The 20,201-nt window shown below is 63.6% G+C and carries 21 protein-coding genes; 9 read left to right on the forward strand and 12 right to left on the reverse strand.

What is annotated here, in order from left to right:
- Positions 1 to 236: 236 nt before the first annotated feature.
- From QQS14_RS06770 to QQS14_RS06785, 4 genes are all read right to left on the reverse strand, one after another.
- Entirely contained in the window at positions 237 to 1,037 is an 801-nt protein-coding gene (locus QQS14_RS06770) for a sulfite exporter TauE/SafE family protein (RefSeq protein ID WP_285906210.1), read from the reverse strand.
- 49 nt (positions 1,038 to 1,086) lie between these two features.
- Positions 1,087 to 2,109, reverse strand: coding sequence for an alpha-hydroxy-acid oxidizing protein (locus QQS14_RS06775; protein ID WP_285906211.1), 1,023 nt, complete (start codon positions 2,107 to 2,109; stop codon positions 1,087 to 1,089).
- Positions 2,106 to 2,831 carry a FadR/GntR family transcriptional regulator gene (locus tag QQS14_RS06780; RefSeq protein WP_285906212.1) on the reverse strand — a complete coding sequence of 242 codons (726 nt, stop codon included), beginning with the start codon at positions 2,829 to 2,831 and terminating at the stop codon, positions 2,106 to 2,108. The genes QQS14_RS06775 and QQS14_RS06780 overlap by 4 nt, the downstream gene beginning before the upstream one ends.
- A gap of 411 nt (positions 2,832 to 3,242) precedes the next feature.
- Complete coding sequence (locus tag QQS14_RS06785) at positions 3,243 to 4,475, reverse strand: metallophosphoesterase (RefSeq protein WP_285906213.1); 1,233 nt, start codon at positions 4,473 to 4,475, stop codon at positions 3,243 to 3,245.
- 142 nt (positions 4,476 to 4,617) lie between these two features.
- Between QQS14_RS06785 and QQS14_RS06790 the strand changes: the two genes are divergently transcribed.
- The 7 genes from QQS14_RS06790 (at position 4,618) to QQS14_RS06820 (ending at position 12,736) form a co-directional block, all read left to right on the forward strand.
- Positions 4,618 to 5,838 carry a mechanosensitive ion channel family protein gene (locus QQS14_RS06790; RefSeq protein WP_285906214.1) on the forward strand — a complete coding sequence of 407 codons (1,221 nt, stop codon included), beginning with the start codon at positions 4,618 to 4,620 and terminating at the stop codon, positions 5,836 to 5,838.
- A 600-nt stretch (positions 5,839 to 6,438) separates the two neighbouring features.
- Positions 6,439 to 7,146 carry an anaerobic ribonucleoside-triphosphate reductase activating protein gene (locus QQS14_RS06795; protein ID WP_285906215.1) on the forward strand — a complete coding sequence of 236 codons (708 nt, stop codon included), beginning with the start codon at positions 6,439 to 6,441 and terminating at the stop codon, positions 7,144 to 7,146.
- Positions 7,094 to 9,151 (forward strand): ribonucleoside triphosphate reductase, encoded by a 2,058-nt coding sequence (locus tag QQS14_RS06800; RefSeq protein ID WP_285906216.1) that lies wholly within the window; start codon positions 7,094 to 7,096, stop codon positions 9,149 to 9,151. The genes QQS14_RS06795 and QQS14_RS06800 overlap by 53 nt, the downstream gene beginning before the upstream one ends.
- A 310-nt stretch (positions 9,152 to 9,461) precedes the next feature.
- Complete coding sequence (locus tag QQS14_RS06805; RefSeq protein WP_285906217.1) at positions 9,462 to 10,778, forward strand: multiheme c-type cytochrome; 1,317 nt, start codon at positions 9,462 to 9,464, stop codon at positions 10,776 to 10,778.
- Between the two features lie 31 nt (positions 10,779 to 10,809).
- Complete coding sequence (locus tag QQS14_RS06810) at positions 10,810 to 11,472, forward strand: hypothetical protein (protein WP_285906218.1); 663 nt, start codon at positions 10,810 to 10,812, stop codon at positions 11,470 to 11,472.
- A complete protein-coding gene (locus tag QQS14_RS06815; protein ID WP_285906219.1) occupies positions 11,469 to 12,302 on the forward strand; it encodes a formate dehydrogenase subunit gamma in 834 nt (277 codons plus the stop codon). Before QQS14_RS06810 ends, QQS14_RS06815 begins: the two co-directional genes overlap by 4 nt.
- Before the next feature lie 182 nt (positions 12,303 to 12,484).
- Positions 12,485 to 12,736 (forward strand): hypothetical protein, encoded by a 252-nt coding sequence (locus QQS14_RS06820; protein WP_285906220.1) that lies wholly within the window; start codon positions 12,485 to 12,487, stop codon positions 12,734 to 12,736.
- A 54-nt stretch (positions 12,737 to 12,790) separates the two neighbouring features.
- On the opposite strand, the gene QQS14_RS06825 is transcribed toward QQS14_RS06820, so the two are convergent.
- The 6 genes from QQS14_RS06825 to QQS14_RS06850 form a co-directional block, all read right to left on the reverse strand.
- Positions 12,791 to 12,988, reverse strand: a complete 198-nt coding sequence (locus QQS14_RS06825) for a YgaP family membrane protein (protein ID WP_285906221.1) — start codon at positions 12,986 to 12,988, stop codon at positions 12,791 to 12,793.
- Positions 12,989 to 13,267: 279 nt separating this feature from the next.
- Complete coding sequence (locus tag QQS14_RS06830) at positions 13,268 to 13,972, reverse strand: hypothetical protein (RefSeq protein WP_285906222.1); 705 nt, start codon at positions 13,970 to 13,972, stop codon at positions 13,268 to 13,270.
- Positions 13,969 to 15,225 (reverse strand): L,D-transpeptidase family protein, encoded by a 1,257-nt coding sequence (locus tag QQS14_RS06835; RefSeq protein WP_285906223.1) that lies wholly within the window; start codon positions 15,223 to 15,225, stop codon positions 13,969 to 13,971. The genes QQS14_RS06830 and QQS14_RS06835 overlap by 4 nt, the downstream gene beginning before the upstream one ends.
- Positions 15,226 to 15,291: 66 nt before the next feature.
- The gene (pyrE, locus tag QQS14_RS06840) at positions 15,292 to 15,852 is read right to left on the reverse strand and encodes an orotate phosphoribosyltransferase (RefSeq protein WP_285906224.1); all 561 of its coding nucleotides are present in this window, start codon (positions 15,850 to 15,852) and stop codon (positions 15,292 to 15,294) included.
- Between the two features lie 6 nt (positions 15,853 to 15,858).
- Positions 15,859 to 17,154 carry an adenylosuccinate lyase gene (gene purB / locus QQS14_RS06845; RefSeq protein WP_285906225.1) on the reverse strand — a complete coding sequence of 432 codons (1,296 nt, stop codon included), beginning with the start codon at positions 17,152 to 17,154 and terminating at the stop codon, positions 15,859 to 15,861.
- A gap of 96 nt (positions 17,155 to 17,250) precedes the next feature.
- Positions 17,251 to 17,661 carry an FmdB family zinc ribbon protein gene (locus QQS14_RS06850; RefSeq protein ID WP_285906226.1) on the reverse strand — a complete coding sequence of 137 codons (411 nt, stop codon included), beginning with the start codon at positions 17,659 to 17,661 and terminating at the stop codon, positions 17,251 to 17,253.
- A 332-nt stretch (positions 17,662 to 17,993) separates the two neighbouring features.
- Here QQS14_RS06850 and QQS14_RS06855 point away from each other — a divergent pair, with 332 nt between their 5' ends.
- Positions 17,994 to 18,497 (forward strand): hypothetical protein, encoded by a 504-nt coding sequence (locus QQS14_RS06855; protein WP_285906227.1) that lies wholly within the window; start codon positions 17,994 to 17,996, stop codon positions 18,495 to 18,497.
- A gap of 70 nt (positions 18,498 to 18,567) precedes the next feature.
- Here QQS14_RS06855 and QQS14_RS06860 read toward each other — a convergent pair whose 3' ends face one another.
- Both QQS14_RS06860 and QQS14_RS06865 read right to left on the reverse strand, forming a co-directional pair.
- The gene (locus tag QQS14_RS06860) at positions 18,568 to 18,903 is read right to left on the reverse strand and encodes a hypothetical protein (RefSeq protein ID WP_285906228.1); all 336 of its coding nucleotides are present in this window, start codon (positions 18,901 to 18,903) and stop codon (positions 18,568 to 18,570) included.
- 218 nt (positions 18,904 to 19,121) lie between these two features.
- Positions 19,122 to 19,706, reverse strand: coding sequence for a hypothetical protein (locus tag QQS14_RS06865; protein ID WP_285906229.1), 585 nt, complete (start codon positions 19,704 to 19,706; stop codon positions 19,122 to 19,124).
- 184 nt (positions 19,707 to 19,890) lie between these two features.
- Between QQS14_RS06865 and QQS14_RS06870 the strand changes: the two genes are divergently transcribed.
- On the forward strand, positions 19,891 to 20,163 hold the full coding sequence (locus tag QQS14_RS06870) for an acylphosphatase (protein ID WP_285906230.1): 273 nt from the start codon (positions 19,891 to 19,893) through the stop codon (positions 20,161 to 20,163).
- Positions 20,164 to 20,201 lie beyond the last annotated feature (38 nt).

Genomic DNA, 20,201 nt, shown 5'->3' on the forward strand with positions numbered 1-20,201 from the left:
ACTTGGCATATAGAGTAGATAAAGAAAAGGAACTCTACGGGTCATAAACGCCACTGATGAATAGGTTGCTTCCTTCAATGATAGCAACCGGGGAAAACATTTTTCCCATAAGATCAACCTTTATTCTTAATAAAGAATACTGGTTGCGATTTTTTTTGGCGTTTTCCTCAACATTTATGGGAAAGGCCGCCCCCTGCCGGGAGCGGCCTTTTCCTTCCATTCAATGCAACAACCCACTACACAAACACGGTCCAGAGCATCCGCGTGCCAACCAAAATGAGCAGGACGGCGAAGACGCGCTTGAGCTTGTCCACGGGCAGGCTGTGGGCCAGCTTGGCGCCCAGGGGGGCGGTGAGCATGCTCATGGCGATGATGCCGAGGAAGGCCGGGATGTAGACATAGCCGATGTGCGGGCCGGGGATGCCCGGCACGCTCCAGCCGCCGACCACGTAGCCCGCCGTGCCGGACAGGGCTATGGGCAGCCCCACTGCCGCGGCCGTGGCGATGGACACGTGCATGGTCTGGTTGCACCAGGAGAGAAAGGGCACGGTCAGGGTGCCGCCGCCGATGCCCACCAGGGCCGAGAACACGCCGATGCCCGTGCCCGCCGCCGAGGTGCCGACCACGCCGGGCAGCTCGCGGTTGGGCTTGGGCTTGATGTTCAGCAGCATCTGCACGGCCACATAGTAGAGGAAGAAGCCGAAGAACGCCTTGAGAAACCCGGTGGGCAGGGCCGAGGCGAGCATGGCCCCGATATAGGTGCCCAGCACGATGCCCGGGGCCAGCCGCCAGAAGGCGGGGTAGTTGATGGCCCCGCGCCGGTGGTGGGCGTACATGCTGGAGATGGAGGTGAAGATGATGGTGGCCATGGAGGTGCCCAGGGCCACATGCTGGATGTGCTCCTGCGGGAAGCTCTGCCACTCGAAGGCGATGTTGAGCATGGGCACGATGACCAGCCCGCCGCCGATGCCGAGCAGCCCGGCCAGGATTCCGGCCACGGCCCCGAGCACCATATAAATGATGTATGTCGTCAGCATTGTTACTCCGGCCCGCCTTGCGGCGGGCGATTCCCTGGATCTGGCGTCCCTAGCCGTTAAACAGGATGCGGGAACTCACCGAGGCCATGTCCGGGGTCCCGGTCAGGATCATGGCCTGGATCAGTTGCGCCTTGATGGTGGCCAGATACTGCTCCACAGCTTCCTGCAATCCGCCCACAGCGGCCACGGACACCGGGCGCCCGATCATGACCGCGTCCGCGCCCAGGGCGAGCATCTTGAGCACGTCCGCGCCGTCGCGCACGCCGCCGTCCACCAGCACGGTCAGCCGTCCGCGCACTGCCGCCGCCACCTCGGGCAGCACCTCGGCCGTGCCCGGAGTGTGGTCGAGCACGCGCCCGCCGTGGTTGGAGACCACAATGGCGTCGGCCCCCACTCGGGCGGCCAGCATGGCCTCATCCGGGGTCATGATCCCCTTGAGGATGAACTTGCCGCCCCAGCCGTGGACCCGGGCGATGATCGCCTCAAGCTCGGCAGGGGTCTTGGGCGACACCGGGCGGCCCATCTGGCGCAGGGTGATCAGCCCGGCCGCGTCCACGTCCATGCCGAAAACGGTGCAGCCCGTGGCCCGTGCCTTTTCGAGTTTCTCGTCCAGCTCGCCGCCCTCCCAAGGCTTGATGAAGGGGATGCCGTAGCCCTCGCAGGCGGTGATGGCCCCGAAGCCGGACTCATGGATGACCGGGGGCACGCCGTCGCCGGTGCAGCCGATGACTCCCGCGTTGCGACAGCCCGAGACCACGGCCTCGATGTAGTCCTCCTCGCTCACGCCGCCGCCCATGTTGAAGGACACGCCGCCGATGGGCGCGGCCAGCACGGGCATGGAAAGATCAAGCCCCAGAAGGGACACGGACGTGTCCGGCGCGGTGACCCCGTGCAGCAGGCGCATGTTGAGCCGCACCCAGGCCAGGGCCGTGACGTTGTTCTTGAACGAGGCGGCAGTGCCCAGCCCGCCCATGCCGGGCACCTCGCCCGCGCACGCCTTGCCGTCGCACACCCTGCACACGCGGCAGTATCCCTTCATCAGTTCCCTTGCCTTGTCGCGCGTTTCTTTCATGATTCCTCCATGGTTTGCGCCCCGGACCCGGAATCCCGGGCAAAGACGATGGTTTCTATTTCCTCAAGATGGTCGCGCATGGCCCGCTCGGCCTGCATGACATGGCCGCCCCTGACAGCCTCGACAATGGCCCGGTGCGCGGCCAGCGATGCCTCCCGCCGCTCCTGCGACTGGAGGGCCTCGACCCGGCTGCGGGTGAAATCCTCGTGCAGGGCCTTGACCACCTCGCCCAGCACCACGTTGCCCGACGCCTCGGCCAGCAGTACGTGCAGCAACTGGTCGTGATCTGCGGCCGGATCGCCGCGATGCACGGCCCGCTCCTGATCGGCCAAAGCGGCTTCGATGCGCGTGATGTCGCGCGGCGAGGCATTGCGCGCGGCCAGGGCGGCTATCTCCGGCTCGATGAGCTTTCTGGCCTCGAAAATATCGCGCAGGCCGGGCTTGGCACGCATGATCACCCCGGCCAGGGTGGCGGCAAAACGCGCCTCGTCCACGCTGCGGACAAAGGTGCCCGCGCCCTGGCGGCTCTCCACCAGCTCCTGCTCGGCCAGGGCCTTGATCGCCTCGCGCACGGTGTTGCGCGAGACCTCGAACATCTCGGCCAGCATGCGCTCGGGCGGCAGCCGATCACCGGGCCGCAGCTCGCCCCGGTCGATCATGGCCCGAATCTGGAGCACGATGTCTCCGTATATGCCCTTGCGGCTCACCGGCCTGACGTCCATTGACTGCTCCACTTTGCTCGCAGGTCTCTGCCCATCGCGTCACCTGCTGACCGATCTTTGCCGGGTCGTCCCTCCAGCCCCGGAGTCGGCCAGACAACCACAGGCGCCCAGCCAGCCTCCGGGGTCGGCAGGCAACCACAGGCGTCCAACCAACCCCAGGTCGCCCAGGCAATCCCACGACCGCCCGGTCCTGCACCATGCTCATGGGGCCTGACCCACACGGGCATGAAACCGCTGGCATTGGTTGGACCACTGATCCTGTTAGACCAATTCTCCCGGGTCGTCAACAGGCTGATGCACGCCTGGAGAAACCCGGACGCAATGCAACGCCCCACACGAGCACAGTCACCGGACATGGCGTGACATGGCGGGGACTGCGGCAAATGCGACCAAGGCCGTGGCGAACTTCGGCTAGGCGTCCATGCCAGAGGCACCGCCAGCGCCCGCCCTGAGGGTGTGCAGGGTAATCTCCGGGGCCGTGCCAAGGCGCATGGGCGGGCCCCAGTAGCCGGTGCCGGTGTTGATGTAGAGCAGAGTGGTGTCGTGCAGGTGCAGGCCGCGCACATAGGGATGGAAGAGATGGATGGCCAAGGTCCAGGGGAAGAACTGTCCGCCGTGGGTGTGGCCCGAAAGCTGGATGTCGAATCCGGCCCGGCTGGCCTCGTAAATCGACACCGGCTGGTGGGCCAGCAGGATGGACACGTCGTGGTCGGGCGCGCCATGCATGGCCGCCAGCGGCGAGGACTGATGGACTGGATGAAGCCGGTGGGCGGTGTAGTCGGCCACCCCGGCCAGCAGGACGCTGCCCCGGCCCGTGTCGATGAGCACATGCTCGTCCACCAGGGGGCGCATGCCCAGGCGCTCGGCCTCGGCCATCCACTCCTCGACCCCGGCGTAATACTCGTGATTGCCAAGGCACATCCAGACCCCGTGAGGGGCTGCAAGGTCGGCCAGGGGGGCCACGTGGTTGCGCAGCGAGGCCACAGAGCCGTCCACCATGTCGCCGGTGTGCACCACCATGTCCGCGCCCAGGGCGTTGATCTCGTCCACCACCATGCGCATCCAGCCGCCCCGCAATGTGGGGCCGATATGGGTATCGGAGATCTGGGCGATGGTGAACCCGTCAAGGCCGGGCGGCAGTCCGGGCACGAACAGATCATTGCGGACCACCTCGGGCGTGCGCCGGGCCTCGAATATGGAGTAGCCGGTCAGCGGCATGGCCACGACCATGATGGCCGCGTTGGAGGCGTTGAGCATGAAGCGCCGCCGCCGCAGATCCGGCTGGGTCGCGTCCTGGCACGATCGGCCGCGGCTGCCCCACCGCTCTCCGACCACGCACCGGAACAGGGCGAACACTCGCCCGGCAAGGAGGGGCAGATCGCGCAGGAGCATGAACATCACCACCATGGAAACCAGCCCGAGGAAGACGAAGACCACCCAGCTGAGTCCGTCGTAGAGCATGGTGTCCGCGCCGTCTTCGCGCAGGGTGCGCACCACGCGCTGGCCATAGAGCAGCGCACCCACGGCCAGCCAGGCCGCTATTCTGCGGCCCAGGCTCACGGGCAGAGGCATGATCAGCCGCCAGCCCAGGTACAGGGTCAGCAGCGTGGCAACGGTCAGGACGATATAGGACCACATGGCCATGGATACTCTCTCGGGTTGAATGGAGTGTTCATAGGAAATGGGTCGTGGCAGCCCGGTTGTCAATGCGTTGCACATGCCTGCACCCCTGGACGGTTCTCAGTCGGGATGCTTTGTGCTAGGTTCGGGTCAGCAAGGAGTGACAATGATTGCAGACCCCATCCCGACCCTGGCCGAGACAGCCCCGGCTCTGGAAACGGCCATCCGGGCGGCCGTGCTGCTGGCGGCGGCGCTGGCCGCCTACCTCATCGCCCGGTTCGTGGCCGTTCGCCTGGCCCGGACCCTGGTCCCGCGTTCCCAGAGCGTCTTCGCCATCCTGCTCATGGAAGAGGGCGTGTTCGCCCGGGCCGCCCTGCTCGCGCCTGCCCCGGTGCTGTCCATGGGCGCGGAGCTGTTCCCGGCCTCGGCCACCCTGCTGCGCGAGGCCGTGGGCGTCTACCTGTCCGTGACCGTGGTCCTCATCCTCCTGCCCACCATCAACGCCCTGGTCCGGCTCTACGAAACCTACGAGGTCTCCCGGCGCAGGCCCATCAAGGGCTACGCCCAGCTCTTCAAGCTCTTCATCTCCATCCTCGGCGCGGTGTCGGTCATCGCCCTGCTGCTGGGCCAGTCGCCATGGGGCCTGCTCTCGGGCATCGGGGCCATGACCGCGGTGCTCATGCTCATCTTCCGCGACACCATCCTCTCCCTGGTGGCCGGGGTGCAGATCGGGGCCAACGACCTGCTCAGAAAGGGCGACTGGATCGAGATGCCGGCCATGGCCGCCGACGGCGACGTCATCGACGTGGCCCTGCACACGGTCAAGGTCCAGAACTGGGACAAGACCATCACCGCCATCCCCACCCACAAGTTCCTGGATACGCCCTTCAAGAACTGGCGCGGCATGACCCAGGCGGGCGGACGGCGCATCAAGCGCTCCCTGCTCATCGACCTCTCGTCCATCCGCTTTGCCGACGACGCGCTGCTTGAGAGGCTCGCTGCTGTCCAGTCCCTGGCCCCGCACATCGCCCGGCGCAGGACGGAGATCGAGGAGCACAACGCGCGCGTCGGGGCCGACGCCAGATCACCACTCAATGGGCGGCGCATGACCAATGTCGGGCTCTTCAGGCTCTACGCCCTGGACTATGTGACCAACCACCCGGGCACGCGAACGGACATGACCTTGCTCGTGCGCCAGCTCCAGCCCGCGGCAGAGGGCGGCCTGCCCCTCGAGATATACTGCTTCACCAACGACACGGCCTGGAGCGCCTACGAGGGCATCCAATCGGACATCTTCGACCACCTGCTGGCGGCCCTGCCCCACTTCGGCCTGCGCGCCTACCAGCGCGATGCCCTGGTGGACGTCCGGGCCACTGACTGCGCCTAACGGCCTGGCGAGCAGCAAGAGCCATGCCGCCCCAGAGGCACGGTCGCGGCCGCACAAGGCCGCCACCGCCCTGACCCCTTGGGGGCCGGGCACTGCCGGGAACCCGGGAAAATGTCACGATTTATCTGTTCCTTTCCCTGTGGATTCCTGCCACAAAGCTGTTCCCAACCCCTGTCCCTTGTGGTAAGACGTTTTCACGCATTCGCCACTATCATTTCCCACCCCGCCACAAGCCCCCGCTGTCGAAAACCGATCACCTCGGAATGGCCGATAATTTTTTCTAAACTTGTTCTAGAAAAAAGTTAAGAATATGGAGCAACAGCCGTTGCCAACATCTGTTGAAAAAAAACACCAATCACCCATAATCGCTATAAACTGCCCATAAACACCTGCAAAGAACCGAGTGCCCGAATTTTTCCCAAAATCCCCCTGTACAAAAAGAGCCGCCTGGGTTAATTAAGCAGACACGTTCCGACAGCTTCTTCATCCACTTGAAGCGCACGGAATCGCGAGCGGCAGATGCGGGGGGAGCTGCGGCCGTTCGCCAGACCAGACCCCGGCGTTATCAACCCGGGTGATTTTTTTGAACCGAGGAGAGCGATGAGGACGAGCGAGCCCGCAGGGGCCTGGAAATACGTGCGGGGTTTCGAGAACCTGAGCCTGTGCGACTGGCCCGGCCGCCACTGCAGCATCCTCTTCCTGGGCGGCTGCAACCTGCGCTGCCCCACCTGCCACAACGCCCTGCTCGCCTGGGACATGCACGCCCTGCCCGGCGTGGACCCGGCGCGCATCAAGGCATATTTGCGCGACAGGGCGGGGTGGCTGGACGGCGTGACCATCACCGGCGGCGAGCCCACCGTGACCCCGTATCTGGCCGAACTGCTCCTTGAGGTCCGCAAGTGCGGCCTGCCCGTCAAGCTCGACACCAACGGCATGCGGCCCGACGTGGTCCGCGAGCTGCTGGAGCTGGGCCTCGTGGATGTCTTTGCCGTGGACGTCAAGGGACCATACGCCGCCTACCCGGCCCTGACCGGCCACGCTGTCTCCGAGATCGCGGCCCGGGCCAACCTCGAGCGCACCTTCGCCATGGCCGTTGCCCGGCCCGAGGCCTTCTACTTCCGCATCACCCGGGTGCCCGCCCTCTCGGACGGCGACATCGCCACCGCGCAAGGCTACCTGCCCCCGAACTTCACGCTGACCATACAGAACTATGTAGCCCCCCAGACCCATCTGCCTTCAAGGAGGACGTCGGAGCATGCCCAGCCAGATCATGAAGAGAGACGGCCGGTTGGAAACGTGGTCAACTGACCGCATCGCCCAGGCCATTTTCAAGGCGCTCGCCGCCAGCGGGATCAAGGACCCCATCCTTGCCAAACGGCTCGCAAAAAAAGTCGAGAAAATGCTCGACGGCATGGAGATTCCCGAGCAGGAGCACGTCCAGAACACGGTCGAACAGATCCTGATGGAGTCGCGCCAGTACGAGATCGCAAAGAAATACATTCTCTACCGCGAGAAACGCCGCCAGCTGCGCTCCCAGAAGGAGGCGTACCTCGACATCAAGGACGTTATCGACACCTACCTTGATCAGGCCGACTGGCGCGTCAACGAGAACGCCAACATGACCCATTCCTTTCAGGGACTCATGCTCCACCTGTCGGGAACGGTTCAGGCGCGATACGCCCTTGAGAAATATCCCGAGGAAATCCGGCAGGCCCACGAACACGGGTATTTCCACATCCACGACCTTTCCTTCGGCCTGGCGGGCTATTGCGCCGGGTGGTCCCTGCGCGACCTGCTCCTTGAGGGCTTCAACCTCGAAGGCCGCGCCTCGGCCGGTCCTGCCAAGCATTTCGACACTGCCCTGGGGCAGATGAACAACTTCCTGGGCACGCTTCAGAACGAGTGGGCCGGAGCCCAGGCCTTCAACAACGTGGACACCTACCTCGCGCCCTTTGTGCGCCACGACGGCCTCTCCTACAAGCAGGTGCGCCAGTGCATGCAGAAATTCGTGTTCAACCTGAACACCACCTCGCGCTGGGGCGGCCAGTCGCCGTTCACCAACCTCTCCTTTGACCTCGTGGCCCCCAAGCACATCGCCAGCGAGCCGGTGATCATCGGCGGCAAGCTCGATGACACCCTGACCTACGGCGACTTCGAGGCCGAAATGGCCATGATCAACAAGGCCTATATCGAGGTCATGCTCGAAGGCGACCACCACGCGCGCATCTTCTCCTTCCCCATCCCCACCTACAACGTGACCGAGGACTTCCCCTGGGATTCGGAGATCGGCGAGCTGCTCATGCAGTTGACCGCCAAGTATGGCGTGCCCTACTTCCAGAACTTCATCAGCTCGGACCTCAAGCCCGAGGATGTGCGCTCCATGTGTTGCCGCCTGCAGATGGACCTGCGCGAGCTGCGCAACAAGACCGGCGGCCTCTTTGGCGCGGGCGACCTGACCGGGTCCATTGGCGTGGTCACCTTGAACCTGCCCAAGCTCGCCTACCTTTCCCAGAGCGAGGACGACTTCCTTGAACTGATCAGCGAATACGCCGAGCTGGCCAAGGACTCGCTGGAATACAAGCGCAAGGTCATCAACAACAACCTTGATGCGGGCATGTTCCCCTGGTCGCGCCGCTACCTCAAGAACGGCTACAAGGGCCACTTCTCCACCATCGGCCTGCTGGGCGGGCACGAGGCCTGCCTGAACCTCATCGGCAAGGGCATCGAGACCGAGGGCGGGGTGCGCCTCATGCAACGGGTGCTTCACCACCTGCGCCGCGTGACCGCGAGCTTCCAGGAGGAAACGGGCAACCTCTACAACCTCGAGGCCACGCCCGCCGAAGGCACCAGCTACCGGCTGGCCAAGATCGACAAGGCCCTCTACGCGGACATCAAGACCCAGGGCAATGGCACCCCCTACTACACCAACTCCACTGCCCTGCCCGTGGGCATCTCCGACGATGTCCTGTACGCCCTGGAGCACCAGAACCAGCTCCAGCCGCTCTACACCGGCGGCACGGTCTTCCACACCTTCCTGGGCGAGGCGGTCCCGGACCCCAAGTCCCTCAAGAACTTCATCCTCAAGGCGTTCACCAAGACCAAGATTCCCTATGTCTCCATCACGCCGACGTTCTCCATCTGCAAGGAGCACGGCTACATCCTGGGCGAGCACTTCGACTGCCCCACCTGCGGCCAGGAGGCCGAGGTCTACACGCGCATCGTGGGCTATTACCGCCCGGTGAGCCGCTGGAACAAGGGCAAGCAGGAAGAGTACACCGACCGCGTGGTCTTCAGCGACTGCCTGTGCAACTGATTTGACGAGATTTCCCCAGGCCCCATTGAGGAGTGGGGCTTGAGGATAGTGGAATGCGAGGCCTTTGACGCGCATGCGTCAAAGGCCTCGCGCATTTCCTGCCCGCCCCGGGGGACTGTTATAAATTTCCCCTTCTCATTGACACGTCGTCTCCTCCATGTATGTGTGAGATACTTTGGGGGATGCCCTGTGACTCGCTCTTTTCTTGTGGTTCCGCACGAGACGCGACCAACTGCGAACAACCGCAGTGAGACCTCGTGTCATTCGGCCGAATGGGCGCCTCTGCAAATGCAACACACGGGGGGTGTGGATGATGACAAGCAGACAGATCATCGTTGTGACCACGGTCCTGATCATGTCCGCGCTGCTTTCAGCCTGCGGGCGGGAACCATCAGTGGACGTCAAAGCCGTGAAGGCCGAGCCCAAGACATTCGTCGGCTCGGACACATGCCGCAACTGCCACCTGGAGCACTATGATTCGTGGAAAATGACCCTGCACAGCCGGATGCTGATCGACGTGAAGGAAAATCCTCACGCGATTGTTGCGGACATGAACCCGGAGTTGATCCGGGCCGATCTCGAAAAAATCAAGGACAAGCTGAAGGTGCCCGTGGAGGACATCTACATTCCCGACCCGGCTGAGATCCTCTACGTCATCGGAACCCAGTGGAAGCAGCGGTATGTGATCAAGAAGGACGACATCTTCCATGTGGCGCCGGTGCAATACAACGTGGCATCCAAGCGCTGGGTCAACTACTATGAAGACGCCTGGGACAAGCGCGACTGGCTGGTGCGCTGCGGCGGATGCCACGCCACCGGCGTGGACCTGAAGAACTACACATTTTCGGAGTCGTCCATAGGCTGCGAGGCCTGCCATGGACCCGGCTCGCAGCACACCTCCATTCCCCGCACGGCCCTGTTTGAAAAACGGGAAACCATCATCAACCCGGCCAAGCTCACGGCTGGCGTGGCCGTGCAAATTTGCGGCTCCTGCCATACCCGCGGCAACTCCAAGGACCCCGACTTCAAAGAAGCGGGCTGGCCTGTCGGCTTCACGCCTGGCATGGTGCTTGAGCCCATCTATGAAAGCTCATACGACAAGGCCGACATGCGTCGGCTCTATCCCGATTTCGCGTCCCGTTCCCATCATCAACAGTACATCGACTGGATGCAGTCCAAGCATGCGGAGCAAGGGGTAACGTGTACATCCTGCCACTCCGTGCATCGCATGGGCATCGCCCCCACCCGCTTCCAGACCAAGGAGGCAGGCTCAAGTCAGTGCCTGAGCTGCCACACCATGGTCAACGCCAACCGGGCGCACTCCATCCATTCATTCGCCAACTGCCTGGGCTGCCACATGCCGCGCATCGCCAGCACCGCTGAGCCCAACGACATCCGCAGCCACACCTTCAACGCCAGGGCTCCCATGGACGCCATCGACAACCCGGCCCTGCCGAACTCCTGCCAGGTCTGCCACTACCACAAGGATGACAGCCTGCAGGAACTGCAACGCAAGTACGAGATACTGACCCAGTTGCCCCAGCCGCAAGGAATGAGCATTCCTGCGGTGACCCGCGACACCTTCCCGCTGCCGGGTTCCGGCGGCAAGGCGGCTAAGACGGAGTAGACCCGGAGGCGATCGCAACCCAGGGGGAACCATGTGGAAGACAAGCTTGCCACCCCTGCTGATCGTGCTGATCCTCCTCCTGCCCCAGCCCGCGCCGGGGCAGGAGGAGATGTCCTCCCGATACTATCGGTATCGCAGCACGGAAATGAGCACAGGGGTCTACGAAGAATATGAAGTCCGTCCGCGAGGAGTCCAGGGACGCACCGACGGGGCGCGACAACAGGGGCGTGGCCTGAACAGAATTGCGGATGAGGAAGGCCGGGCGTTGAACCGGATATTCCTTAATGACGCCCATCGCGGGCTCGCCTACTATGAACAGCGCCGGTGCGTGGATTGTCACGCCCAGGAAGCCGAAAACAACCGGCACTATGTGCGCTACGGCATCACGTGCAGGCAGTGCCACGGCGAGGAGCCCATCGCCAGCAGCAACCACTTCTTCTCGCGGCTCAACAGTCTGCGCAGGCACACTCATGTCTGCGCCAAGTGCCATGAGGGAGCTGGCGTCTCCTTTGCCCTTTACGCCGTGCACGAGCCCAACCCGGCCAGCGCCGCCACGCTGGAGGTCATGCCCGTGCTCTCCTACGCCTTCTGGATCATGATCGCCGTGGCAGTGGGGACATTCGCCCTGTTCCTGCCCCACACCGTTTTGTGGGGGCTTCGCGAACTCCTGACCCGAAAGGTGGGACGAAAGTGACGACATCCGCCAAGACCCGGATCAAGCGCTTCACACCGATGCAACGCTTGTTCCATCTGACGCTCATGCTGACCTTTCTGATCCAGTCTGCAACCGGGCTGGCCAGAATGTATCATGAGACTGGCTGGGGGCAAGGGCTGGCGAACCTCTTCGGCGGGTTCTCCGGCGCCCTGACCATCCATATCGCCGTAGGGATATTCATGGTCTGCGCCTTTGTGGTTCATCTGGCCTACGCCATTTTCCTGCTCAGCAGGCGCGGAATGGTCGCGGGTCTCAGAGGCCCGGACTCCCTGATCCCCGGCCCGGGCGACATCAGGGAATTCATCAGCCATCTGCGATGGATTCTCGGGCTGTCGGCGCATCCGCCCCTTGACCGCTGGGGATATTGGGAAAAATTCGACTACTGGGCCGTGTTCTGGGGCATGATCATCCTCGGCGGTACCGGGCTGCTACTGGCCACCCCGTTGGCCTCCAGCCAAGTCATTCCGGGATGGGGGCTCAATGTCGCCTTCTGGGTGCATCGGATAGAAGCAATCCTGGCCATGGCCCACATATTCATCATTCACTTCTTTGTGGTCCACCTCAGGCGGAGCCATTTTCCGATGGATTCTGCCATGTTTGATGGCAGCACAGATCTGGAAACAGCCCGAAACGAAAGATCCGCCTGGGTTGATCGGCTGACCGCCTCGGGTGAACTTGGCACGCGGCTGACAGTGGCCCCGCCCGCTCACAAGAAAATTATCCACCTGATCACGGGGCTCGGCGCCGTTGCCATTGGTCTCTTTCTGCTCGTGGGAAGCCTTATGCACGCGACCCGCATAACCTGGTAACCCCTGGCCTTGAGCGACCGACACGACGAGGCCGGCGTTAATCCAAACACCTGCTGAATGCGAGGCCTTTGACACCCAAGCGTCAAAGGCCTCGCGCATTGGCGAGGAATAATCCCGGGCGCGGGAGGGTCAACCCATCAGGGGGCTGTTCCGCCATGATTTTTTTTGCTAGAACAACGGACATGAAGTGTCCACGCTGCGGCAAGATCATCACGGCGGCAGCCGCCGCATGCAGGCACTGCGGGGTGCGCATCGCCAAGCCGTGCGAAAGGATCACGCGCAGGATGACGGCCAATGGCCGCATCGCCATGGCTTGCGGGGGCCTGCTCGCCTTCCTGGGCGTGGTCACCCTCATGGCCCAGGCCTATCCCGTGGGCATGCTCTTGGCCGTCATCGGCATCACCTTCTGCGTCATCGGCAGGATGATGAGCTGACCCCTCTGCCCTCCCGCCCGCCGACAGGCTGCCGGAACACTCCGGAGCAACGCCCTACTGCTGACAATCGCGAAAACCCAGCTTGCGCAGCAGGGTCATGCCCGGGCACCAGTTGGTGAACCCGGATTGGAACAGATTGACGCCCACGACCGCCGCCAGCAGCAGCCACAGCCGCGAATAGCCAAAGGCCAGGACCAGACTCAGAAGTATCAGAAACCCGGCCAGGGAACGGAGTATCCTTTCCACAGTCATACGGCCTCCTTGTGTTTGGTGCCGTGAAGCGGTGCGCCCCGCAGGGGATGCCAGGGGGCAGACAACGACCATAGCACTGCGGCCGCGCCATGGGAAGCGGACGATGGCGACGGCAGGCCGCGCCTGAAAACAGGGGACAAATATGGGGGAAGAGGGGAAGGCAGTGAAGAGTTCTCCCGGCCGCACCGCAGCAGGGTGCCTCCCACGGGCAAGGGAAATACGGAACGGTGGAAGATCAGCCCCTGGCCGCTCCCGGACATCGGAAACGCGAGGGGAGCGCTAGGCCAGGATGTGGTACAAGGGGTAGGTCTCGGCGAAGACGACCTCGCCGTCGCTGCCCTTGATCTCCAGCCTGAGGCCGAAGACGTCCTTCTGCTCCACCCCGTCGGGCAGGGAAAAGGTGGTCTGCATGCGCTTGAAGCGCTGGATCTGGAAGGCGAGATCGCTGGCGTTGGTCTTGGCCATCTGCGTACCGCCGTCCTTCTTGACCAGGGCGATGGTCGCCTGTCCGGCTGCGGCCCGGGCCGACTGGAGGTTGTTCAGGTCGAAGCTGACAGTCATTTTGCGGCTGGACACCCTGGCCTGGAGGTTCTCCACGCTGACCAGCTGGGTGTCCACCCGGGTGAAAATGCGGTTGAGGTCCACGGCGTTCCCTTCCTTCTCCCGCTCCAGTTCCGAGGTGGCTGCGGCGAGCAGGGACTGCAACTCGGCGGGATCATAGGACTGAAGAATCTTCTCCATGTTGCCCAGCCGCTCAAGGCGGACCTCGGCATCGACCAGCCGCTGCTCAAGACTCTTGTTCTCCGTGCGCAGATCAACGTTGCGCTTGACCCCGCGCACCCCCATGAAGATGCCGCCCGCCGCGCACAGCAGCAGGAACACCTGAACGAAGATGAACATCTTGAGCCAGAAGGGGCTGACGCGATACCGGGTCACGTCCCGATCATCGCGCATGAAGAGAACGCTGTATTTCGAATTGCTCATCGTCCCTGTCTCCACTCCTCGCTTTCGATCTTCAACGCGCCGCCGTCCGGGACGAGGACAAGGGTCTTGCGACCAACATCGGAATAGCCAGAGGCATCCTGAAAGGTCTGCAAAAAGGCGACCTGGAGCCCGAGCGGATGCTGGCTCACAGTCAGTTCACCGATATCGAGTCTAACAGGCGCGGTTCTTGCCCACAATGTCTTTTTGAACTCCGTGATGGCTGCCGCGCTCCTGCGGGTGCCCTGGACCGCTCCCCGGGCGTAGAATCCGCTGTAGGCATCGGCGTCCATGGCGAGCCACGCGGCGCGCCATGCCTCCACGAACTCCCGCGACTGCTCGGTCTTGGCGGCCATGTACTTGGGGGTCAGGTCCTCGCTCGGACGAGTGTACTCGCGGCCCACGATGCGCCAGCGGCCCTGGTCGTCGCGCTGCCAGTAGAACCGCTTGCCCGTGTTGGTGGCCAGCCCGGTGGTGCGGTAGTACTGGTCGAACCAGGTCACCCAGTAGTCCGGCCCGGGGACGGCTTGGATGTTGTCCACCATGACCTCTATCCACGGCTTGGAGGCGAAGACAGACTTCTTGTGCGCCTTGAAGGAGTTGAAGCCGTTGCGTTCGGACAGGGACATGCCCACCGGGTCGTAGTGCTCGAAAAAGGCATCGCTCATGCTCTCCCAGTCCCTGGCCCATTGTCTGAGCTGTCCGGCCAGGACCTCGGCCACCGCGTCCTCCTCGCCCGGCTCCTGGGTCCAGGTGAGGTCGTTGGCGATGATCACCGGGGTTCCCTGGACGAACTCGCGGGCCACATCGTGCATGTCGGGCACCTTGAGGGCCACGCACCCCTGGGTGTCGCGGGGCAGGAATTCCTTGCCCCGGCCGTGAATCCAGATACCGCTGCCCGTCTTGCCCTTGATGCGGTCAACGGGATTGGGATAATTGAGGGCGTAGGCGAGGTCGCCGTAGAGGTCCCAGTCCAGTTTCCAGTTGATGCGCTGGCCGATGAAATACACGCCCTCGGGGGTGCGCAGGTCGCCCTCCACCAGCTTGTCGCCGTCGGCCTGCCCCGTGGTGCAGGGGAAACGAAGCAGCTCGCGAAGCGGACTGAACCGCTCCAGCATGACCAGGGTCTGGGAGGTCTTGTCCACAGCCACTATCCGGGGCGGCCCGTAGGCGTGGGAGGACAGGGTGGAAACCCAGCCCTGGGCCAGGGCCGGCGCTGCGCACAGGATGTATGTGAAAATGACAAGTAAACGCATGCGGTTGCCAGACAACTCCTCGCCCTCAGGCTCCAGAACCCCCGAACAGGACCTTTGCGGGACGATTCATCGTCCCCCGGCCGCCAACAACGCCTTGCGGGTGAAGATGGCGTCGAGCTTGAGGCCCGCCTCTTCCAGCCGTTCGCGCCCGCCTTCTTCGCGATCAAGCACGGCCAGGACCCCCGCTATCTCAAGCCCGGCGTCGCGAACGCGCTCGGCCGCCGTGAGCAGGGTGCCCCCGGTGGTGCAGACATCCTCCAGCAGCACGATCCTGTCGCCCTGCGCGAAGTTGGCCAGCCCTTCCAGATACTGTCCGGTGCCGTGCCCCTTGGCCTGCTTGCGGATGATGAATCCGGGCATGGGCCTCCCCTCAATGTGGGAGACCACGGTCACGCTCGACACCAGCGGGTCAGCCCCGAGGGTCATCCCGCCAACCCCCTTGACCTCGAAATCCTTGAGCATTTCCACAAAGAGCCGCCCGATGAGGTAGCTCCCCTCCGGGTGCAGGGCGGTCTGCTTGCAATCGAAATAATAGTCGCTTTTTTTGCCCGAGGTCAACGTGAAGTCCCCTTCCTTGTAGGAAAGGTCCAGCAGCAGCCGGGCCAGCCGTGTCTTCAATTGGTTCATATATCCCTATCCCTTGAACACCCGGGCGAAGATGTCGTTCTCGTAACGCTTGTAATACGAGGGGTCGAAGGCTTCGTCAAGGACGTTAGCCCCAAGCCGGGCCGTCACCGACGGATCTCTGCGGATTTCCTCCTCGAACTGGACGCGCTCGGACCAGCAGCGCATGGCCACCTTCTGGACCATCTCATAGGCCTCCTGGCGCTTGAGCCCGGTGGCGATGAGGGCGTTGAGCACCCGCTGCGAATAGAAGAGGCCGAAGGAGCCTTCAAGGTTGCGCCGGATGTTGTCCTCCTTGACCACCAGCCGATTGAGCACGCCGCTCATGCGATGCAGCATGTAGTCGATGAGGGCCGTGGTGTCGGGCATGATCATGCGCTCCACCGAGGAATGGCTGATGTCGCGCTCGTGCCACAGGGCCTGGTTTTCCATGGCCGCCAGGGAGTTGGAGCGGACGAGCCGGGCCAGCCCGCAGAGATTTTCGGCCGAGATGGGGTTCTTCTTGTGGGGCATGGCCGAGGAGCCCTTCTGCCCGGCGCTGAACCCCTCCTCCACCTCCAGCACCTCGGTGCGTTGCAGGTGGCGCAGTTCAAGCCCCAGCCGCTCGATGCCGCCAGCCAGTATGGCCAGGGCGGTGAAGAACTGGGCATAGCGGTCGCGCTGGACGATCTGGGTGGAGTGCGGGTCCGCCTTGAGGCCGAGCAGGGCGCAGGTGCGCTCCTCCAGTTCGGGACTCAGGTGGGCGAAGGTGCCCACCGCGCCCGAGAGCTTGCCCACGCGCACAGCCTCGCGCGCGGCCTCGAACCGCTCCTTGTGGCGCTGGAATTCGGCGTGAAAGCCCGCGAACTTGAGGCCGTAGGTGGTGGGTTCGGCGTGGATGCCGTGGGTGCGGCCCATGCACAGGAGCCCCTTGTGCTGGTGGGCCATGTTCTTGAGGACGTCCAGGATGGTGTCGATGCCCTCGGCGATGATGGCCCCGGCACGGGTCAGGAGCACGCCGTTGGCCGTGTCCACGATGTCCGACGAGGTGCAGCCCAGGTGAATGTAGCGGGAATTGGGGCCGACCTTTTCTTCCACTGCGGTCAGGAAGGCGATGACGTCGTGCTTGGTGGTCTCCTCGATCTCGAGGATGCGGTCCAGGTCGAAGTCTGCCTTGGCGTGGATCTCGTCGCAGGCGTCCATGGGCACCCTGCCCATGTCGGCCCAGGCGCGGGTCACGGCCAGTTCCACCTCAAGCCATACCCTGAACTTGTTCTCCAGGGTCCACAACTCTCTCATCGCCGGGCGGGAATATCTGTCGAGCATGCTCTCTTCCTTGTGGAAATTCTCTGCGTGGAAATTCGATGCGGCGCGTGTGCCGTCAAGAAAAAAGGCAGCCGGGGCTGCCTTTTCCGCTGTTCGTCAGGATGCGGACCCTGCGGACGGCGTGTCCGCGGCCCCTTTCTTGCCCACTGGGACCGCGTCGCCGCCACCGGCCTTGCAGTCTGCTCCGCCACCGGCTTTGCGATCTGGCCCGCCGCCGGCTTTGCGATCTGCTCCGCCACCGGCTTTGCAGCCGGGCGACGCGCAGTCTGCCGTGCCCGATACGGCCTTGCAGTCCGCGTCGGCGCAGGACGCCGGGACATCGGGCTTCTTGCCCGCGTAGTCGGTCACATACCAGCCCGACCCCTTCAACTGGAAAGACGTGTGCGAGATGAGCCTGTTTGCGGGACAGCCGCACTCGGGACAGGCCATCTCACGCTCTTCAAAGCCGGACTGCCACTCCTCGAACACGGTGTCGCAGCCCGTGCATTGATACTCATAGATGGGCATAAGCAAGCCCCCTAGGACTTCAATGGATTACGATGATAATAAAGGCTTACGCCTTGGCCTCGGCCTTGGCCTCGCGGATGCGTGCCTTGATCGCCTTCATCCGGCGGTGACGCTTGCGATCCAGCTCTTTCTTGCGCTCATGCTTCTTGTGACGTGCCATTTCGGCCTCCTTGGATATTTCCGCCCTTTCGGGCTTTCTCTCTTGCGAGCCGCATCTGATATAACACTTGCCGCCCCTTTGTCCAGCCCCGCGCGCAAGGATTTTCCCTTGACTCGACCGGGCAGGATGACCATATTCCCTGTTCCATTGTCACTTCAGATGAGGATGAACCATGATCAGAAGCGTGAGTGTGAAGAGCGCCATCAAGGACGCCATCGAGATATTCCAGTTCGACCTGTGGCTCAGGTTCTACTTTGTCACCGAAGAGGACGACCAGCTCTGGATCAGGGTCCCCGACGAGGTCATGGGGCAGATAGAAAAGGATCACCTCGCCCTGCACCGGCTGGCCGACATGGTCAACAACGCGCCCATCGACTACAAACGGGCGCAGGAAAACGTTTGCGCCTACGTCGGCGCGCGCCTGGACGGTCAAAAGTACGAGCACACGGTCCTGCCCCAGGTCTTTGACAGCTCGGCCTTCAAGATCGAGATGTACATCTTCAACCTGTGGCTGAAGATGCATACGCAGCACCTGGACGAGGAGTACATGGATTTCGGCGGCTGGCTGGAAATGTACGAAGGCTGGAACTCCCTTGACGAGGTCAAGGAATACCGCGCCAAGCTGGTGGACAGCGGCACCGATCCCGGCACCCCGGCCTGCCCGACGGCCCAGTAGTCAAGACCAGCTGGTGCCACGCAAAGGCCCCGCCCCCATTACGGGTGGCGGGGCCTTTGCGTGGTGCCAGCTATTGTTGCGGGGGGTTTTCCGGTTCCGGCCCGGCCTCGCCGGGCTGCGTTTCGGCCTCGTCGGGCCCGGCCCCGCCACCCTCGCCATGGGTCTGTCCGGGCAGGGCCGTCGGTGCCCGCTCAACCCCGGTGACCTTGCCGTCGCGCCCCTTGATCACCACGCGCCCGCCGGGCGGCGCGGGCTCGCCGTCTCCGTTCTGCCGCCCATGCGGCCCGGTGGCCGCATGGGCGACCCCCTCCGGCAGGCCCGACAGCCCATCAGCCAAACCGGCCCCAAAAGGCGTCCCGATGACCGCCAGCAGGACGAGCACCAGGGATGCCACGAAACTCTTCATGCAACGCCTCCCGCGATGACTTCGACAACGACTCCGCCGATGACCCGGCAGCGCCTGTGGACCATGCCCCGCCCCGGCTCAAGCAAGGAGTGTGCCCCGGCCGACGCACCACGCCACCGGGCAGGCAGACGGTTCCGGGAGACGTCCCGCGCCAAAAACTGCGCACGGACGACGAAACCTTCCCGGATCCCGAAGCTACCCGCGCCGCCCGCCTGGTGTCAATCCTGGCGCAGACCGTGATCAAAGTACAGGGTGGAGACCACGTCGTCCACGGCCCGCAGGCCCGAGGCATCGCCGGAGGGCGCGATGCCCATGAAACGGAGCATGCCCGTGGTGGTGTAGACGATGTAGACCACGGAGACCACGGCGCGGCCGGACGGGTCCGTGCCGTCCAGTTCCAGGCGCAGCATGTTCCGGCTCTCGCTGAAGTTCGCCTTGCGCAGCCGAAGGGACGCTTCCCCGTCCGTGCGCGCACTGCGCAGCAGGCCTGCCACCACGAAGCGATTGAAGTTGCCGATGTCGTCCTTGGACACCACCCGCCCCTGGAGCCGGGAGACCAGCAGCCAGACCGAGGCCTGGCTCGACGCGAGCACATACCCCACTTCCTGGTCGGCCTGGGCCGGAACCACCGCGTTGCGCAGGCGGGCAAACCGGGCCAGGACAGCGTCGTCCGCCTCCAGCCAGCCGCCGGGCAGCCAGATGGTATAGCCGAGGTGTTGATTGTAATAGGGCAGCCCGGCCCAGGACGGGGCCGGAACCAGAAGACTGGCCGCCATCAGCATGGCGATGAATCGAAAGCGCATGGGATTTCCTCTGCTCCACGGTTGTGAAGCAGCCAGAGCAGACTCCCCGGATACGCCCATCCGGCGGCAAAGGCAAGCCCCCTGGACGCACAAGACAAAAATCCATTCCCCCTTTTCAGGCGCTGATTTTTTCCGTATAGGTAAAGCACGATGGAATCACATACAGTTACGGGAGACAACCACCATGAAGAGCTACACCTGCATCGTTGAAGGCAAGGTCACGGGCGGCAAGTTCCAATCCTGGGTTCTCGACACGGCCCTTCGTCTCGGCCTCAAGGGCTGGGTCCGCAACATAGACGACCGCAAGGCGGAAATCCTGGTCCAGGGCGATCCCGAGGCTTACGAGACCCTCAAGCAGGGCCTGGAGACCGAGGCCCCGGTGCCTGACCTCAAGAAGGTCACCTGCACCACCATCGACTACGACAAGGTTCACGAACGGTTCGAGGCGCGCGGCTGATCGCGCCGAAGACAACCGCACGGCATGGCCGCCGACCC

This window comes from Pseudodesulfovibrio pelocollis, from assembly GCF_030282845.1.
Lineage (GTDB): Bacteria > Desulfobacterota > Desulfovibrionia > Desulfovibrionales > Desulfovibrionaceae > Pseudodesulfovibrio > Pseudodesulfovibrio pelocollis.

Coding starts and splice junctions, on each gene's coding strand:
- QQS14_RS06770 (WP_285906210.1), bottom strand. CDS start 1,037: ATGCTGACGACATACATCATTTATATGGTGCTCGGGGCCGTGGCCGGA.
- QQS14_RS06775 (WP_285906211.1), bottom strand. CDS start 2,109: ATGAAAGAAACGCGCGACAAGGCAAGGGAACTGATGAAGGGATACTGC.
- QQS14_RS06780 (WP_285906212.1), bottom strand. CDS start 2,831: ATGGACGTCAGGCCGGTGAGCCGCAAGGGCATATACGGAGACATCGTG.
- QQS14_RS06785 (WP_285906213.1), bottom strand. CDS start 4,475: ATGGCCATGTGGTCCTATATCGTCCTGACCGTTGCCACGCTGCTGACC.
- QQS14_RS06790 (WP_285906214.1), top strand. CDS start 4,618: ATGATTGCAGACCCCATCCCGACCCTGGCCGAGACAGCCCCGGCTCTG.
- QQS14_RS06795 (WP_285906215.1), top strand. CDS start 6,439: ATGAGGACGAGCGAGCCCGCAGGGGCCTGGAAATACGTGCGGGGTTTC.
- QQS14_RS06800 (WP_285906216.1), top strand. CDS start 7,094: ATGCCCAGCCAGATCATGAAGAGAGACGGCCGGTTGGAAACGTGGTCA.
- QQS14_RS06805 (WP_285906217.1), top strand. CDS start 9,462: ATGATGACAAGCAGACAGATCATCGTTGTGACCACGGTCCTGATCATG.
- QQS14_RS06810 (WP_285906218.1), top strand. CDS start 10,810: ATGTGGAAGACAAGCTTGCCACCCCTGCTGATCGTGCTGATCCTCCTC.
- QQS14_RS06820 (WP_285906220.1), top strand. CDS start 12,485: ATGAAGTGTCCACGCTGCGGCAAGATCATCACGGCGGCAGCCGCCGCA.
- QQS14_RS06825 (WP_285906221.1), bottom strand. CDS start 12,988: ATGACTGTGGAAAGGATACTCCGTTCCCTGGCCGGGTTTCTGATACTT.
- QQS14_RS06830 (WP_285906222.1), bottom strand. CDS start 13,972: ATGAGCAATTCGAAATACAGCGTTCTCTTCATGCGCGATGATCGGGAC.
- QQS14_RS06835 (WP_285906223.1), bottom strand. CDS start 15,225: ATGCGTTTACTTGTCATTTTCACATACATCCTGTGCGCAGCGCCGGCC.
- pyrE (WP_285906224.1), bottom strand. CDS start 15,852: ATGAACCAATTGAAGACACGGCTGGCCCGGCTGCTGCTGGACCTTTCC.
- purB (WP_285906225.1), bottom strand. CDS start 17,154: ATGCTCGACAGATATTCCCGCCCGGCGATGAGAGAGTTGTGGACCCTG.
- QQS14_RS06850 (WP_285906226.1), bottom strand. CDS start 17,661: ATGCCCATCTATGAGTATCAATGCACGGGCTGCGACACCGTGTTCGAG.
- QQS14_RS06855 (WP_285906227.1), top strand. CDS start 17,994: ATGATCAGAAGCGTGAGTGTGAAGAGCGCCATCAAGGACGCCATCGAG.
- QQS14_RS06860 (WP_285906228.1), bottom strand. CDS start 18,903: ATGAAGAGTTTCGTGGCATCCCTGGTGCTCGTCCTGCTGGCGGTCATC.
- QQS14_RS06865 (WP_285906229.1), bottom strand. CDS start 19,706: ATGCGCTTTCGATTCATCGCCATGCTGATGGCGGCCAGTCTTCTGGTT.
- QQS14_RS06870 (WP_285906230.1), top strand. CDS start 19,891: ATGAAGAGCTACACCTGCATCGTTGAAGGCAAGGTCACGGGCGGCAAG.